This window comes from Ralstonia sp. 22111 (genome assembly GCF_052045895.1).
Classification (GTDB): Bacteria; Pseudomonadota; Gammaproteobacteria; order Burkholderiales; family Burkholderiaceae; genus Ralstonia; species Ralstonia wenshanensis.
Window position 1 is genome coordinate 100363 of record NZ_JBQEPR010000009.1, and the last position, 15112, is coordinate 115474.

General features: G+C 62.5%; 14 protein-coding genes and 1 pseudogene. 6 read left to right on the plus strand and 9 right to left on the minus strand.

Annotated elements, in window-relative coordinates:
• Positions 1-135: 135 nt before the first annotated feature.
• Entirely contained in the window at positions 136-1233 is a 1098-nt protein-coding gene (locus ACTJK4_RS20545; RefSeq protein ID WP_440077658.1) for an enolase C-terminal domain-like protein, read from the plus strand.
• Between the two features lie 68 nt (positions 1234-1301).
• Positions 1302-4154: an FAD-binding and (Fe-S)-binding domain-containing protein gene (locus tag ACTJK4_RS20550; protein WP_440818813.1), complete on the plus strand. Its 2853-nt coding sequence runs from the start codon at positions 1302-1304 to the stop codon at positions 4152-4154.
• Between the two features lie 255 nt (positions 4155-4409).
• On the opposite strand, the pseudogene ACTJK4_RS20555 reads toward ACTJK4_RS20550, so the two are convergent.
• From ACTJK4_RS20555 to pdxR, 3 genes and pseudogenes are all read right to left on the minus strand, one after another.
• A pseudogene (locus tag ACTJK4_RS20555) lies at positions 4410-4949 on the minus strand (DNA adenine methylase); the annotation flags it as partial.
• A gap of 332 nt (positions 4950-5281) precedes the next feature.
• Positions 5282-5749, minus strand: coding sequence for a RidA family protein (locus ACTJK4_RS20560; RefSeq protein WP_316877710.1), 468 nt, complete (start codon positions 5747-5749; stop codon positions 5282-5284).
• A 197-nt stretch (positions 5750-5946) separates the two neighbouring features.
• The gene (gene pdxR / locus ACTJK4_RS20565) at positions 5947-7365 is read right to left on the minus strand and encodes a MocR-like pyridoxine biosynthesis transcription factor PdxR (RefSeq protein WP_440818814.1); all 1419 of its coding nucleotides are present in this window, start codon (positions 7363-7365) and stop codon (positions 5947-5949) included.
• A 153-nt stretch (positions 7366-7518) separates the two neighbouring features.
• Here pdxR and ACTJK4_RS20570 point away from each other — a divergent pair, with 153 nt between their 5' ends.
• The 3 genes from ACTJK4_RS20570 to ACTJK4_RS20580 all read left to right on the plus strand — a co-directional run bounded on the left by ACTJK4_RS20570 (position 7519) and on the right by ACTJK4_RS20580 (position 8846).
• Positions 7519-7965, plus strand: coding sequence for a carboxymuconolactone decarboxylase family protein (locus ACTJK4_RS20570; RefSeq protein ID WP_316891054.1), 447 nt, complete (start codon positions 7519-7521; stop codon positions 7963-7965).
• A gap of 236 nt (positions 7966-8201) precedes the next feature.
• Positions 8202-8384 (plus strand): type II toxin-antitoxin system HicA family toxin, encoded by a 183-nt coding sequence (locus tag ACTJK4_RS20575; RefSeq protein ID WP_316669295.1) that lies wholly within the window; start codon positions 8202-8204, stop codon positions 8382-8384.
• A gap of 60 nt (positions 8385-8444) precedes the next feature.
• A complete protein-coding gene (locus tag ACTJK4_RS20580; protein WP_440818815.1) occupies positions 8445-8846 on the plus strand; it encodes a type II toxin-antitoxin system HicB family antitoxin in 402 nt (133 codons plus the stop codon).
• Between the two features lie 289 nt (positions 8847-9135).
• On the opposite strand, the gene ACTJK4_RS20585 is transcribed toward ACTJK4_RS20580, so the two are convergent.
• The 3 genes from ACTJK4_RS20585 to ACTJK4_RS20595 are packed head-to-tail and all read right to left on the minus strand — an operon-like array spanning position 9136 to position 11175.
• Positions 9136-9894, minus strand: coding sequence for a COG4705 family protein (locus ACTJK4_RS20585; protein ID WP_433866974.1), 759 nt, complete (start codon positions 9892-9894; stop codon positions 9136-9138).
• A 17-nt stretch (positions 9895-9911) separates the two neighbouring features.
• The gene (locus ACTJK4_RS20590; RefSeq protein WP_440818816.1) at positions 9912-10361 is read right to left on the minus strand and encodes a hypothetical protein; all 450 of its coding nucleotides are present in this window, start codon (positions 10359-10361) and stop codon (positions 9912-9914) included.
• A 31-nt stretch (positions 10362-10392) separates the two neighbouring features.
• Complete coding sequence (locus ACTJK4_RS20595) at positions 10393-11175, minus strand: COG4705 family protein (RefSeq protein ID WP_440818817.1); 783 nt, start codon at positions 11173-11175, stop codon at positions 10393-10395.
• 347 nt (positions 11176-11522) lie between these two features.
• Between ACTJK4_RS20595 and ACTJK4_RS20600 the strand changes: the two genes are divergently transcribed.
• Positions 11523-11666: a hypothetical protein gene (locus ACTJK4_RS20600; protein ID WP_322018168.1), complete on the plus strand. Its 144-nt coding sequence runs from the start codon at positions 11523-11525 to the stop codon at positions 11664-11666.
• 322 nt (positions 11667-11988) lie between these two features.
• On the opposite strand, the gene ACTJK4_RS20605 is transcribed toward ACTJK4_RS20600, so the two are convergent.
• From ACTJK4_RS20605 to ACTJK4_RS20615, 3 genes are read right to left on the minus strand one after another with little or no spacing between them, the layout of a single operon-like run.
• Positions 11989-13236, minus strand: a complete 1248-nt coding sequence (locus tag ACTJK4_RS20605) for a citrate/2-methylcitrate synthase (protein WP_440077665.1) — start codon at positions 13234-13236, stop codon at positions 11989-11991.
• Between the two features lie 60 nt (positions 13237-13296).
• Positions 13297-13689, minus strand: a complete 393-nt coding sequence (locus ACTJK4_RS20610) for a VOC family protein (RefSeq protein WP_440077666.1) — start codon at positions 13687-13689, stop codon at positions 13297-13299.
• Between the two features lie 58 nt (positions 13690-13747).
• A complete protein-coding gene (locus ACTJK4_RS20615; RefSeq protein ID WP_322018247.1) occupies positions 13748-15034 on the minus strand; it encodes an MFS transporter in 1287 nt (428 codons plus the stop codon).
• Positions 15035-15112 lie beyond the last annotated feature (78 nt).

Here is a 15112-nt window from a genome sequence, read left to right on the forward strand (position 1 = left end):
GAAATTGCACGCACGACGACAAGAACAAAGGCAGACCGGCGCGCTTTGGCGCGGCACGACCGATGCGTATCCGATTGCGCCGTGCAACGGGCCACTGAGGCTCGCGTCGCGCGCTCAACAAGAAAGGGACATGTCATGGTGCAAGATTCCACGGCGCCGATCCGGCAAGTCGAAGTCCATGCCTACCGCATCCCGACACAAGTGCCGGAGTCCGACGGCACGCTGCAGTGGAACAGCACCACGCTCGTTGTCGTGCACGTATCGGCCGGGCCGTGTATCGGAATGGGCTACGGCTATTCCGATGCCACCGCGGCTGCGCTCATCGCGGCCAGACTCGCGCCTGCCATGCAAGACAACGATGCGCTGGCTGTCGATACATGCTGGCGTGCCATGGCCGATTGCGTGCGAAACCTCGGGCGCTCCGGCTTGTGCGCGCAAGCCATGGCCGCTGTCGACATCGCCCTGTGGGATCTGAAGGCACGGCTGCTGGGCGTGTCGGTTGCACGCCTGCTGGGTATCGTGCGCGCTGCCGTGCCTGCGTACGGCAGCGGCGGCTTTACCAGCATGACGCTTCCCGCGCTTCGCGAGCAGGCGCGCGAATGGACCCAGGCCGGGCTCACACGCGTCAAGATCAAGATCGGCCGTCACAACACAGAGGATGTGGCGCGCGTGCAAGCGGTGCGCAGCACGGTGCCTGCACAAACGGAAGTCTTCGTCGATGCGAATGGCGGGTATACGCCCGCCCTCGCCATCCGCATGGCACACCGGTTCGCCGCGCTGGACGTCAGCTGGTTCGAGGAGCCCGTTTCATCCGACGATCTGCACGGCTTGCGCCAAGTTCGCGAGCATGCCCCACCCGGCATGCAGATCAGCGCAGGCGAATACGGCTTCGTCCCCGACGATTTCCTGCACCTTCTGCAGGCCCGCTGCATTGACGTATTGCAGGCCGACGCCACACGCTGCGGCGTCACCGGGTGGTTGGGCGCGGCGGCGTTGTGCGATGCCTTTCACGTGCCGATGTCCAGCCACTGCGCACCGGCGCTGCACGCCTCGCTGTGTGCGGCAACCTCCGCAGCCGTGCATGCCGAACATTTCGAGGACCACGCGCGCATCGAAGCCCGGTTCTTCGACGGCAGCGCGCGGCTGCGTGACGGCTGCCTCATTCCCGATCCGGGCGCACCGGGCTTCGGCCTGACATTCAAGGAGCAGGATGCACGATGCTATCTAACCTGATGCCAGACGCGCCTTCGGCAAGCGCTCGTGGCGAGCCTTCCACGCCAATAGATTCTGCGGCGCTTGCCGTGGCCCTTCGCAAGGCGGTGCGCGGCGAGGTCCGCTTTGACGACGGCAGCCGCGCCTTGTACGCCACTGATGCATCGAACTACCGCCAAGTGCCGCTGGGCGTGGTGATCCCGCGCGACGCCGACGACGTGATCGAGACCGTGGCGGTCTGTCGTCGCTTCAACGCCCCGGTGCTCTCGCGCGGCGGCGGTACAAGCCTGTGTGGCCAGACGTGCAGCGTGGCCGTCGTCATGGACTTCTCCAAGTACATGAACCAGATCGTGTCGATCGATCCGGTGGCGAGCACGGCGCGCGTGCAACCCGGCGTGGTGCTCGACCGCCTGCGCGACGCTGCCGAGCAACATCACCTCACGTTCGCCCCCGACCCTGCCACGCATACGCACAACACGCTGGGCGGCATGATCGGCAACAACTCGTGCGGCCCGCACTCCGTCATGGGAGGCGAGACCATCCGCAACGTTGTCGAGCTAGATATCCTGACCTACGACGGCACGCGCATGACGGTAGGCGCAACTACGGCCGAAGCGTGGGAGGCCCTCGCCGCACAGGAGGGGCGTGTCGGCGAGATCTACCGCGCCCTGCGCACATTACGCGACAGTACAGCCGACGACATCCGGCGCCACCTGCCACGCATTCCGCGCCGCGTATCGGGCTACAGCCTGGAGGCGCTGCTTCCCGAGTACGACAGCAATATTGCGCATGCGCTGGTGGGCTCGGAGGGCACCTGCGTCGTCATCCTGGAAGCCGTGGTACGCCTGGTGGAAAGCCCACGGGCGCGCTCGCTGCTCGTGCTTGGATACCCCGACGTGTATAGCGCGGCTGATCACGTTGAAGTGGTCATGGCGCACAAGCCCATCGCTGTGGAGGGGATGGATGATCGGCTGATTGCCGACATGCAGTCCATCCACATGCGCCCGCACGACATCAGCCTGCTGCCCGACGGCAAAGGCTGGCTGCTGGTCGAGTTTGGCGGCCGCACCAAGGACGACGCCGACGTGGCCGCCCAGCGGTTGATTGATGCGCTCAAGCAGGACAAGCATCCACCATCGATGAAGCTGTTCGATGACCCCGAGGGTGAGAAACACCTCTGGCGCGTGCGCGAATCGGGCTTGGGGGCCACCGCCCATGTGCCCAACCACAAGATCACTTGGGAGGGGTGGGAAGATTCTGCCGTGCCGCCCGCGCGCCTGGGCGAATACCTGCGCAAGCTGCGCGCCCTGTTCGACAAGTACGGATACGGTTGCGACCTCTACGGCCACTTCGGCCAGGGCTGCGTACACACTCGCATCGATTTCGACCTGGAGACCGCGGAAGGCATCCGCCACTGGCGCGCCTTCTTGCACGAAGCGGCCACGCTAGTGGTGAGCCTGGGCGGCTCGATCTCGGGTGAGCACGGCGACGGCCAGTCCAAAGCCGAGCTGCTGCCCATCATGTATCCGCCCACGATCATGCAGGCGCTGCGCACGTTCAAACACATCTGGGACCCGCAGAATCGGATGAACCCGGGCAAGATCGTCGACCCATACCGCGTCGATGAAAACCTGCGCATTGGTACCGACTACGATCCGCCTGCCGTGCCTGTGCATTTCCACTATCCGTCAGACCAGGGCAGCTTTGCGCGCGCCACGCTGCGGTGCGTGGGCGTAGGGGAATGCCGCAAGGCCGGCGGCACTATGTGCCCGAGCTACATGGCCACGGGTGAAGAGAAACACTCCACGCGCGGCCGCGCACGCATGCTGTTCGAGATGATGCATGGCGGCGTGCTGCGTGACGGCTGGCGGTCGACCGCCGTCCGCGAGGCGTTGGACCTCTGCCTGTCGTGCAAGGGCTGCAAGGGCGAATGCCCGGTTAAGGTAGACATGGCCACGTATCGCGCAGAATTCATGGCCCACCACTACGCTGGCCGCGTGCGCCCGCGCGAGGCCTACGCCTTCGGCCTGATCGACCGCTGGGCCCAACTGGCAACGCGCATGCCGTGGCTCGTCAATGCGTTCACGCAGACGGAGCCACTCGCCGCGCTGGTCCGCTCCGTCGCCAACGTTGCCGATGAAAGAAGCCTGCCGCGCGTTGCGCCCGTGTCGTTCCGCCAATGGTTCCGGCAGCACGGCCCACATGGCAACGGGCCTCGCGTTCTGCTTTGGCCTGACACGTTCAACAACGCGTTCCAGCCGGAGATCGCCCGGGACGCGACCCAGGCCCTGGCGTTTGCCGGCTACAGCGTCGACATTCCTTCCGCCACGGTGTGCTGCGGCCGGCCGCTTTATGAATACGGCATGCTCGACCGCGCGAAGCACTACCTGCAACGTGTGCTGAGCGTGCTCGGAGAAGACATCAAGCGCGGCACGCCGGTGGTGGTGCTCGAACCCGCCTGTCTGTCCGTCTTCCAGGATGAAATGCCCGAGCTGCTGCCCGGCAACGAACAGGCCCTGCGCCTGCGTCGGCAGTCCTTTTTGCTGGCGGATTTTCTGTGCAACGAGAACAAGACCGCGCGATTCCCGCATCTGAACGACACGGCGCTGGTGCACGCACATTGCCATCACCGTTCCGTGCTCGGGCTCGATGGCGAGCGGCATTTGCTCGATGCACTTGGGCTCGACTATGACTTGCTGGATTCCGGCTGCTGCGGCATGGCCGGCGCATTCGGGTTGATGCGTGAGAAGCAGGAGGTTTCGTCGGCATGTGCCGAACGGGTACTGCTGCCGGCGATCCGGTCGGCGGCGCACGACACGCTGGTCATTGCCGACGGCTTCAGCTGCAGGGAGCAGATTCGCCAACGAACGGGCGTGACAGCACTGCATACGGCCCAGTTGCTGCCGATGGCGATCATGCAAAATGGTAGCGGACCGGCATAGGTCACCAGATAACGTTCGAGCAATAGTCTTCTCTGCCTGCTTTGACATGCCAGGTGGTGTGCTCTTTCGGCCGCGGCGCAGTTTCGCGCTCAGCAGTTTCAGGTGCTCGACTCGAGACTTCTGTAACGTGTTGCGCCTTGCACGATTCGACTACGTCTTCCAGATGCCCGATGCGTGCACCGCGCTCAAGCAGCACTCAGAGCATGCCTTGGCAATATCGTGGTACACGCTGCACTCTCCGTGTTCATACACGGCCTCACAATACGGCGGGTCGAGGTAGAACAGCGTGTGCGGGCGGTCATAGCGCTCGATGCAGTCGGCCCAGTTCAGGTTCTCGATGTACGTGCCCGCCAGGCGCAGGTGCGCGGCGCTCAACGACTCCTCGATGCGCAGCAGGTTTGGCGCTGGCGCCGTCGTTGCGGTGTCGAACGTCTGCCCTTCCAGCTTGGCGCCTAAGCACGTGTGCTGCAGGTAATAGAAGCGCGCGGCACGCTGGATGTCCGTGAGCGTGTGCGGCGGCGTGCCCTGCAGGATCTTGAACATTTCTCGGCTGGTCAGCAGCCACTTGAAGTGCCGCACGAACTCTTCGAGGTGATGCTGCACGACGCGGTACAGGTTCACCAGATCGCCGTTGATGTCGTTGATGACCTCGACGCTGGCGGCGGGTCGCAGGAAGTACAGCGCGGCGCCGCCGGCGAAGACTTCGACGTAGCACTTGTGGGCGGGAAAGCGGGAAAGCAGGAGATCCGCGAGGCGGCGCTTGCCGCCGATCCATGGAATGATCGGTGTTGCCATTGGTATCAATTGAGCCTAAGTGCTTTGCTAGAATCGCCGCGCCTCCTAGGAAGGTAGGCGGGCCTTGGCTTGGCTCACTGGTACTGACAGTGGGTCCGGCGGCCTTGATGGTGTTCCAGCACCATCGCGGTCGCCCGTCTTTACGGCTGGGCGTGGATGCCAGCCGATTCAAGCGTGCGCAGGCTGGTTGCTGCGCACGGTTGTTCTGCGCGCCCGCGCGCTGACTGACTTTGCGCGGGCGTCGGTGCAGATTTAGGATTTGTTTGAGGCGGGGGTGTAGGGTGGGATGGGTCTCGCATCGCTGGTCGGGTGGCTGGCGATGCGGGTTGCGTCTACTTAGAGTCGCGTATCTCCACCATGGCTTCAATCTCAACGGCAAAGCCTTTTGGCAACGACTTGACGCCAACCGCTGACCGAGTGTGCTGGCCTCGTGCGCCGAACACTTCCACCAGCAGATCAGAACAGCCGTTAATGACTTCGGTGTGCTCGGTAAAGTCGTCCACCGCATTGACCATCCCCAGCACTTTGACGACCTGCTCCACACGATCCAGGCTGCCCAACGCATCCTTCATCAACGCGAGCAGGTAGATGCCGATTTCCCTGGCGTGGGCTGTTGCTTCTTCGGTGCTGACTTCCCTTCCGACTTTGGGCACTGTTTGCCCAGGTTGCAGCTGCCTGCGCGGTGCTCCTTTCCCAGACAGATAGAGATAGTTGCCACGGACCATGTAAGGAAGAAAATTCCCGGGTGACGGCAGAACGGGTGGAAGTTCGATGCCCAATTCACGTAGCCTGGTATCCATGATGTCGATGTTTGTGGATGTGAAATTTGCCAGTACCTCGGGTACTGACACAGGTTACGACAGTCCCCGTCCAATCATCATTCGGTGCCCATTAGGCGTGCCCACCAGAAACTCACGCATGCCGTGCGGTTTGGCGGCGGGAGCTTGCAGGATGATAGTGCCGCGACCGACGAGGTCCGGCAGGCTGTGGCCACGGCTCATTGAGCCGCGACGATTTCCGCAAGCGTCTCGCAGACGGCATCGATGTTGTCAGTACGCAGGTTCGTCACGCTGAGCAGCAAGCCGCGTTGCGCGTGACTGCGGCAAAGGTACCAGGCCGAGAGAGCAGAAGGCGCGAGGCCGCGCGCGCGGGCAATGCTGACAATAGCGCTGTCGTCGGCGGACAGGGGGAGCGGCGCGATCAGGCCGAGGCCGGCGGTCAGCGTGCCAGGCAGAAACGCATTGATATGCGTGAGGGCGCGGCTGCGGCGCTCGGCATAGAGCGCCTTCATCTGGCGCAGGTGCCGCAGGAAATGCCCGTCCTCCAAAAACTCCGTCACTGCCAGTTGCGTGGTCCGATTCGGCGCCGGTGCCAGCACGGCGGCGACCTCGACCAGACGCTCCGCCACCGAGCGTGGTGCGACGACGAACCCAAGCCCCAGCGCTGGACTCATCGTCTTGCTGAACGCGCCGATGTGAATCACACGCTCGGCACCTTCGCCTGCGGCAAGGGCCGGTGCCGCCCGGCCGTCGAGCTGCAGTTCCCCCAGATAGTCGTCTTCGATGATCCAGGCGCCCGTTGCCACTGCCCATTCAAGCAAGGCGCGTCTACGAGCCGGCGACAAGGTCACGCCCAGCGGTGCGTGCTGCCCCGGGGAGACCAGGGCCAGCAGGGCGTCTGGCGCGCTTGCGATGCCATCTTCCACGCGCAGCCCCTCGGCATCGACAAGCACGGGTTCGATCACGGCTCCCGTCAGTTCCAGCGCCCGTCTTCCGAGCGGATAACCGGGCTCCTCGATCCACACCTTGCGTCCGTGCACACGCAGCGCGGTCAGCGCAAGCATCAGGCCCTGCCGATATCCGCTGGTGACGATGATCTGATCGGGATGACATTGCATTTGCCGGCTAACGGCCAGATGGCTTGCGATCTGGGCCCGCAGCTCAGGTTCGCCGCGCGGGTCGGCGTAGGCCGTGAAGGCGACGGCATCGGCGCGTACGGCGCGCATCCGCATGCGGGCCCAGAGCTTGGCGGGAAACGCGTCGTGGGCGGGTACGCCCATCTGGAACGGTAGCGGCGCTTTTGAATATGGGCGCGTGAACGCTGCCAACGGCCGGTCGAGTGGCGACTCGTCGTCCGCTCGGCCTGCAGGCAGCTGCGCGCTTACGCGTGTGCCTGCAGAGCCGGCGCCGAACACCAAGTTCTCAGCGATCAGCCGATCGTAGACCACGCGGATAGTGCCGCGCGCGACACCAAGCTGTGCCGCGAGGTCACGGCCGGACGGCAAACGCTGTCCGGGCGCCAGCCGGCCATCGACAATCGCCCGTCGCAGGCTCGCATGGATCTGGTCGCTGATGGGCACGGCGGTAGCACGGTCCACCTGGATGGAAATCGCAGCGGGCGTATTCGAGTCAGTCATCTTGGACCAGTCGTTTTGCCAATTTTTGGGCCTGTTTCTCAAAAACTCGACGGAGTAACGTGGCGTTATGACATGGATTGTCGCCCGAGTCGATATGCGGCCCAGCCGCGCCGAGCGCAAATTACTCATCCCTCAACAACAGGAAAGACCGAGATGACCCGATTGAACTGGCAAGAGATCGCACCTGACGGCGCGAAGGCACTTTTTGCTATCCACCACTACGTCACGAAGAAGACGAACCTTCCAGAGGAACTCGTCCACCTTGTTTTCCTCCGCGTTTCCCAGATCAACGGCTGTGCACACTGCATCGATATGCACAGCCGCGACCTCAGAAAAACCATGTCGATCGACAAGATCACGTTGGTACCGGTTTGGGACGAGGTGCACCACCTATTCTCCGACCAGGAACGAGCCGCGCTCGCCTGGGCGGAGGAAGTGACCCGCGTCAGCGAAACGCATGCCTCAGATGAAGCGTATGCCGCAGCCTCGGCTGCGTTCACGCCCAAAGACCTTGTCGACCTCACGATCACCATCGCCGCAATGAATGCGTTCAACCGACTCGGTGCGCCGTTCCGACTTCCAGTTGCCGCCGCGTCGTGATCAGGCCTTGCATTGCTCTTGGCCAAATACAGCCGTTGGACCACATCGCATATCCCTCTGCCTTTCAGCGATAGCGGTCGCCCTCAGTTCAACTGAGGGTCATTCGGCTGCGTGTCGGCGTCCGCCAGAACCGCTCCCCACGTGCACCACCCCACACGACACACATAACTACACATTTCCTCTTGCCTCCGCCGCATCCGTGTGTAGAATTACACACAGAACAACCGGAGACCCCCATGCAGTCTGGGCAGTTAATCCGGATGCTCCTCGATGACGGCTGGCAGTTGGTGCGCATCACTGGCAGCCATCATCACTACAAACATCCGGAAAAGCGGGGCCTTGTGACGGTGCCACACCCGAAGAAAGACCTGCCAATCGGAACAGTTCGAAGCATCCAGAAATCCGCCGGCCTGAAATGAGGCCGGCGGTTTTTCGCAGAGGTGCAAAACCGGTCGCGTAACAACCTAGGAAGAAAGGCCATGCAATTCCCCATCGCGATTCACAAAGACGAGGGGAGCGTCTATGGCGTCACGGTGCCGGATATTCCCGGCGTGCACTCGTGGGGCGATACCGTCGATGAAGCCATCCGCAACACGCGGGAGGCCATCGCGGGTCATCTGCAGACACTGGCAGAGCTCGGCGAAGACGTAGACGTAACCTGCTCGACAATTGAAGACCTGATCAAGCAAGACGAGTACGCGGGTGCCATCTGGGCGATCGTTGAAATCGACGACGAGGAGCTTGACCGCTCCCCGGAGCGCATCAACGTGTCACTCCCCCGCTTCGTGCTCAGAAAGCTGGATCGGTTTGCCGAGAAACGGCATGAAACACGCAGCGGGCTTTTGGCTCGGGCGGCTATGGAGCTGATGGCGCATGGGTAGGATGGGCAGCCGGTTGTTCTTACCCCCTGCCACACATACATAGTTGCAGTGTTGGGCAGCACCAGAAGTCCATTCACCTATCTCACACCCCTCTCGCAGGGGTGTTTTCTTATCGGCCACTCTCGAACTTGCTCCCTAAAGCGGCATCGTATGCATCCGAGGGGCGACGGTTCTTTGAAAGACGAGTATCCGGCTCTATCAGTGGTCGCACAATGCGGATTCTCGAAGGCAGCACAAACTCGTTGCTGCGTTGTGGATACTCGCACTTCCCTGCCTCCTGAGATCGCCGTTAGTGTGCCGTTCTGGCTGCTCTCTGCCGGAACAACAGGATTGCCGTCAACATGAATGCCAGAAGCGCGGCCGATGCAGAGTAGCGACTCAATGCCAACCCGCCGGAGCTATGCGGCTTATCGAGGAAGTCTCCGACCACCGCACCGAGCGGGCGCGTCAAGATGAACGCGGCCCAGAAGAGCAACGTACGCGACACGGTAGTCCAATAATAGGCAGCCACGACGATGGCAAGCAGCGCGAGGAAAACGACAGCCGCTCCGGTGTAGCCCAAGCCTGCTGCATCTGCAGTCCAATCACCCAACGCAGTCCCCAGGGTCTGCGAGAACATGATTGTTAGCCAGTAGAACGCCTCAGCCTTGGGCGAACTCACAGAGCTCACCGATACAGAGCCGAGCGTGCGATGCCAAACGAAAAGTGAGCCGAGCAATAGAGCGAGCAGCAAGCAAGACCCGCCAGCGTAGCCTATGCCCAGCGAGCGATCCGCAAAGTCGGCCAATGTAGTACCGACGGTGGTAGTCGCAATAATGGTGGCCCAATAAAGAAATGGGTGAAACCGCTTGGCTTTGGTCTGCGCAAACACGGCAGCCAAAAAAATCACCGCAAAGATGCCTGTGCCGACCAAGTATCCGAGGTTCATGGACATTGAGACGGCATCTCCACCGGTTTCGCCGAGTGTAGTGGCGGCAATCTTGATGAGCCAGAACCCTAGCGTCACTTCGGGCACTTTGGTGAGCGCATGTTCGGTCGATGTTTTCATGAGGGCGCGTTCCGAGGTTAGGCGTTGCCTTCGAGCGCATCGAAGGTTTTCAGCAGGTCCACCATCGCCGTTTTGCAATCGGCTTGGTTTGGCGTATCGGCACGCAGCGCGGCCAATGCCCTATCGATAGCTTTGTCGAGCACATGCCAATCGTCTGCTGCACGAGGCTTCAGTCCGGCCTCAGCGGCATCCCAAGATACCTCTAAATCCTTGATGCGTGCCTTGGCTGCGACCAAATCCCCCCTGTCAACGATGGTGGCAACGTCGCTGGCGATGCTGCGGAACGCCGACAAATCTCCGAGTTTGGAGGCCGTTTTACGATGCGATTGCGCTCCGCCCTGCGATGCCGTTGTTTGTACTGCGGGGTTGTTCTGATCCGCTTGTTTAGAACAACCTGCCGCGACGGCCACGAGCACGGCGACCGACGCGGCCACCACGGGGCGCGCGAGGGAGTGCTTAATCAGCATATGTTTCCCTCCTTGTGGAGTAGAAAGTGGTCTATTCAGCAACTTCGGCAGAGCGGCGACCGCTTATGCTGAGCTGCGCGACGGCCACCAACATGACGATTACCGACAGGAACAACGCACTGGTCCACATGGCACCCATGCCAAAGCCGCCATAGGTCTTTGCCTGAGTGAGCAGGTCGCCCAGCGCGGCTCCGAGGGGTCGGGTCAGAATGTAGGCGATCCAAAACGTCAACACTGCATTGCCACCCATCCGCCATGCCGCATATGTGATGCCAATCAGCGTACCGAATGCCACTGCACCCCAGACAAAGCCGAGCCCCAATGCCTCGGTCGCAAGGTCACCAGCAGCGGTACCCAGTGCAAATGTGCAGAGGATGGCGCCCCAGTAGAACAGCTCCCGCCGCCGCGTCACAACGTCGTGGATGGAGAGGGTGCGCTCGACGCGATACCAGAGACAGAAGATCACAGCGAGCGCGCTGGCAAACACCGTTGTACTGATGTACAGGCTGACGCCCAGACTATCGGTCAGCATGTCAGTGATTTGGGTACCGACGATGCTGACGAACACTACTGTCAACCAGTAAATCCAAGGCGTGTAGCGGCTAGTGCGCAACTGGGCGAACAAAGCCACCGCCAGCACGGCTAACATCACCGCGCCGGTCGGCCCTTGGCCCAGGCCTGCATTCACTGCCAGGAAATCCGCACCGGTCTCCCCGACGGTGGTGGACATGATTTTGATAATCCAGAACGACAGGGTGACTTCCGGGACTTTGTTGAGCCATCCACTGGACGTGACAACAAGTAATTTAGTCATGGTGCGCTCAGGCCAATTTGCAAAAGGGTATGGCGCCAGTCTGGACAAACTGACTTAGCTCGGCCATAGGACCGAGTGCGCCACTCGAAAGGTCAGCGAAGCGCGGCTTCCAACGCCCGCTCCCTCCCCTGCAAATACCTCAGTTTCTCCGCATCCCGCTCTGCCCCGGCGAAGAGATCGACAAGATCCGCCGCATCCTCTCCAGATAACTCACATCGGCCGGCGGCTCCATCGCCTAGGCCGGTGCCCGCGCACCTTCCGACCTCGCCAGACTCTGCCCCGCCGACATCGAGCGCGCGCTCTAACTGTTCGACAAGCACAATCATCAGGAACACCGCTACACGGACATGCTCATCGTCCTGCAGGCCGACAACGCCAAACAGTCGGTCGTCATCTTCGTCGGCAGTTATCGGCACAAGCGCGCCCGCGCGCTGACTCACTTTGCGTGGGCGTCGGCGCAGATTTCGGATTTGATTGGTGCGGTGGTGTAGATGGTTCGGCAGGAAATCACATTGCCGTCCCGGTTTGCGTGCCGATGCGGGGCGTTGGAGCCGCCCCTTTCTGGCCGACTGTTACCCAGTACGGCCGCCCGTAACCGATACAAACCAGCCGATCGCCGGGCCGACAGCGCAAGGACAGATAGACAGATAGCGGAGCGCTCGGCCCGTTCAGGCTGCCCTCTGAAATGACAAGACCCGACTTATTACTATGGTAGAAATACCCAATCCTGTCGAACGGAATTTTGGCAGCTTCGTTGGCCCGCTCGTGGTGCCTGATGCCCCGACTCGCTGTCGCGAGACGTCGCCATGCGGGCTACTCCACGATCTTGAATACCCGATTCTTCTCGATCACACCGGCTTTCGGCAATTTGCCTTTGTCCTCAGTGTCGGAGCGCAGATGCCGCTCGTCGAGCGCCGGACCCGTGTAACGGCTGCGCGGCCGAATTACCCTGCCCACACGTAACTGCTCGATGCAGTGCGCGAGCAGCCCTACGCTGCGCGCGATCGAGAACAGGCCGAACGCCGCATCGCGCGGCAACTGGAGCTGCACTGACAGCATCGCGAACGCGACATCGATGGTCGGCCGCTGGCCGGTAAGTTCCGTGACCTTGTCGACGAAATGCGCCAGTTCTGCTGGCGGATGGAGTCGTGCGAGCAACGCGGCCGCGCGCGGATCGCCGTCTGGGTAAAGATGATGGCCGAAGCCGGGAATCGGGACCGCTGACTTCAGGTGGTGATCGACAACGTGCTCGGCGCCCAGTCTCTGCACGTCGTCGAACAGCGCACGCACGCGCCCCGATGCATCGCCGTGCAGCGGGCCCGACAACGTTGCGAGCCCCGTCAGCAGGCAGCCCGCGAGCGATGCGCCGGTCGACGCGGTGATGCGCGCGGCGAATGCCGAACTCGTGATCTCGTGATCCGCAACCAGCACCATCGCGCGGCGCAGCAGGTCCGCGCCATCGCTGTCGAGGCCCCAGCCGGCTGCGAGCCGCTGATGGGTCCTGAGCGGACTTGCGCAGACATCGTCATGCGCGCCGAACGCGCGCGAGACGATCGCGACGAGTTGCCCGGCTTCGATGTGCAATGCGCTGTCGAGCCGGCCGAGCGTCGAGTGGCCGTGCGCGGCCAGCATCGCGAGTACCGAGAACGCGCATTGCCGATCGCGCTCGCCGGATGGCAGTGCGATCGCGGGCGGGTCGAACGACACGGGCGTGGTGGCCTGCCAGAGCAGAGCAGCCGATTCCTCAAGCGTGGCGGTATCAGCGAGTTGAATGCTGTCGCGGCCCCGATACCAGGCGCGGCCCTTGGAGAACGTGGTGATGCCACTGTAGATGCACGGCTCAGCACCAAAGATCGTGCTGGCTGCCAGCGCCGCACGCTTGCGGCCGACCTGCTTCTTGCGGCACAGCGTGACCACGTCCTCCGCGCGATACAGGCTCTTGCGTGGATCGTCGGGGTCCTGCATCACGGCGATACTGCCGCGGCTCGCATACGCATAGACGGTCTGCGCCCGCACGCCGAGCCGTCGCGCTGCTTCCGTCAGGGTGATCCAGTTCTGCATGGGGAATCGTGATGACGATGCGGCCGGTGTCTGGCCGCTTGCGCCGACTATAGACCGGGTTCAGTTGAATGTCATTTCAGCTGCGCGCCGCTCAAGCACCTCGACGAGTATGTCGCCTGGCGCGCGTACGAAACAGCCGCGCACACCGGCGCGGATTCGTGTGATGGGCTGGACGATCTCGGCGTCCTGCGCGACCAAGTGCGCGTAAGCGGCGTCCAAATCATCGACCAGCACGCCAAAGTGGTCGATGCCTTGCACGCGACGCCCCTCCGTCACGGTCGCCGAACGGGCGTCCGGCTGTGCCGTGATGAACAGGTTGACAGCGCCGATTCGCAGGTCGACGCGGCCGGGGCGTCGCACGATTTTGGCGTTCAGGCAGCGCGCGAACCACACGGCGGTGGCCTCGGCATCGGCCGAGCAGAGTTGCAGGTGATCCCATTTGAATTCGATCATGATCGTGGTGCGCGGGTAAAATAGTCCGCGGGTTGGCGGATAAAGGGCATGTACGGGGTCAGAGCTCGATACGCGACAGTTTGCCAAGCAGCACCGAGTACGACAGCGTGCCGACGAGGCAGATCGCGCCCATCAAGTTCAGCGCCCAGAAAAAGCTGCCGGTGTGCTGCGTCACGTAGCCGATCATCAGCGGCGTGGTGACGGCTGCGATATTCGCGGCGAGACTCGTGATGCTGCTGGTGAGCCCAACATAGCGTTTGGGCGCAATCTCGGACACAGCGGCCCAGGACATCGAGCCGATTCCCTGGGCGAAGAACGCGACAGTGAGGATCGCGATCACCAGCCCATTCGAGTGCACAAAGTTGACCAGCACGATCGATGCACCGAGGAAGGTGCCGATCACGAGCGGCGCCTTGCGCGACGACGACATCGACGCGCCGCGGCGGATGCAGAGATCAGACAGATAGCCTGCGATCAGGATGCCCAACGTCGCGCCGATGAACGGCATCGCCTGGAAGAATCCGACCTTGATCATCGACATGTGCCGTTCCTCGACCAGATAGGTCATGAACCAGGTGGTGAAGAACACCAGCAGCGTGTTGTTGCAGAACTTGCCCAGACAGATCGCGAGAATCTGTCGGTAGCTGAGCAGGCGCAACGCCATGCGCCAGTCGAAGCGATCGCGCGCGGTCACCACGGGACGCCCCTCAGTGATGTACTGCAGTTCGGCCGCGTTGACGCTGCGATGCCGTGACGGATCGCGATAGAACCGATACCAGATGACACTGAACAGGATGCCGAACGCACCCGTCGAGAAAAACACGGCCCGCCAGCCGAACGCCGACGAGATCCACAACAGCAGTCCGGTGAAAAGCGGTGTGCCGATGTACTGGCCCATCACGTATACGCTGGTTGCGAAGCCGCGCTCCTGGACCGGGAACCACATCGTGACCGCACGCGCGTTCGACGGAAATGCGGGCGCCTCGAGCGCTCCCATTGCCAGCCGCGAGCCGAGCAGCATGTGGTAACCGTGCGCGAGCCCTTGCGTCAGCGTGGCCAGCGACCAGCCGACGAGCGACAGCGCATACGCGACGCGCGAGCCCAGCATGTCGGCTAGCACGCCTGCGGGCACCAGCGCGATCGAGTACGCGAGTCCGAACACGGCAAACAGCTCACCCATCTGTACGCGGGTGAGCGCGAGATCCTTCGATAGCGCGGGCGCAACGATGCCAAGCGCCGAGCGGTCGACGAAGTTGAGGACGGTCGCTACCAGCAGCATCGACAGCACGCCATAGCGCACCCGCGATCGCCTGGCGGCGCCTGCGTGCGCGTCGAACTCGCGCATGACCGCAACCTGTTCTTCTGCAGTTTTCAATGTTGTCTCCTGTTGTCTGATGGATGGGCCGGCGTATGGTTGTTGTAT

Excerpts from the sequence above, each read along its gene's own strand:
- ACTJK4_RS20545 (WP_440077658.1), top strand. The coding sequence starts at position 136 with ATGGTGCAAGATTCCACGGCGCCGATCCGGCAAGTCGAAGTCCATGCC.
- ACTJK4_RS20560 (WP_316877710.1), bottom strand. The coding sequence starts at position 5,749 with ATGGATACCAGGCTACGTGAATTGGGCATCGAACTTCCACCCGTTCTG.
- pdxR (WP_440818814.1), bottom strand. The coding sequence starts at position 7,365 with ATGACTGACTCGAATACGCCCGCTGCGATTTCCATCCAGGTGGACCGT.
- ACTJK4_RS20570 (WP_316891054.1), top strand. The coding sequence starts at position 7,519 with ATGACCCGATTGAACTGGCAAGAGATCGCACCTGACGGCGCGAAGGCA.
- ACTJK4_RS20575 (WP_316669295.1), top strand. The coding sequence starts at position 8,202 with ATGCAGTCTGGGCAGTTAATCCGGATGCTCCTCGATGACGGCTGGCAG.
- ACTJK4_RS20580 (WP_440818815.1), top strand. The coding sequence starts at position 8,445 with ATGCAATTCCCCATCGCGATTCACAAAGACGAGGGGAGCGTCTATGGC.
- ACTJK4_RS20585 (WP_433866974.1), bottom strand. The coding sequence starts at position 9,894 with ATGAAAACATCGACCGAACATGCGCTCACCAAAGTGCCCGAAGTGACG.
- ACTJK4_RS20590 (WP_440818816.1), bottom strand. The coding sequence starts at position 10,361 with ATGCTGATTAAGCACTCCCTCGCGCGCCCCGTGGTGGCCGCGTCGGTC.
- ACTJK4_RS20595 (WP_440818817.1), bottom strand. The coding sequence starts at position 11,175 with ATGACTAAATTACTTGTTGTCACGTCCAGTGGATGGCTCAACAAAGTC.
- ACTJK4_RS20600 (WP_322018168.1), top strand. The coding sequence starts at position 11,523 with ATGCTCATCGTCCTGCAGGCCGACAACGCCAAACAGTCGGTCGTCATC.
- ACTJK4_RS20605 (WP_440077665.1), bottom strand. The coding sequence starts at position 13,236 with ATGCAGAACTGGATCACCCTGACGGAAGCAGCGCGACGGCTCGGCGTG.
- ACTJK4_RS20610 (WP_440077666.1), bottom strand. The coding sequence starts at position 13,689 with ATGATCGAATTCAAATGGGATCACCTGCAACTCTGCTCGGCCGATGCC.
- ACTJK4_RS20615 (WP_322018247.1), bottom strand. The coding sequence starts at position 15,034 with ATGCGCGAGTTCGACGCGCACGCAGGCGCCGCCAGGCGATCGCGGGTG.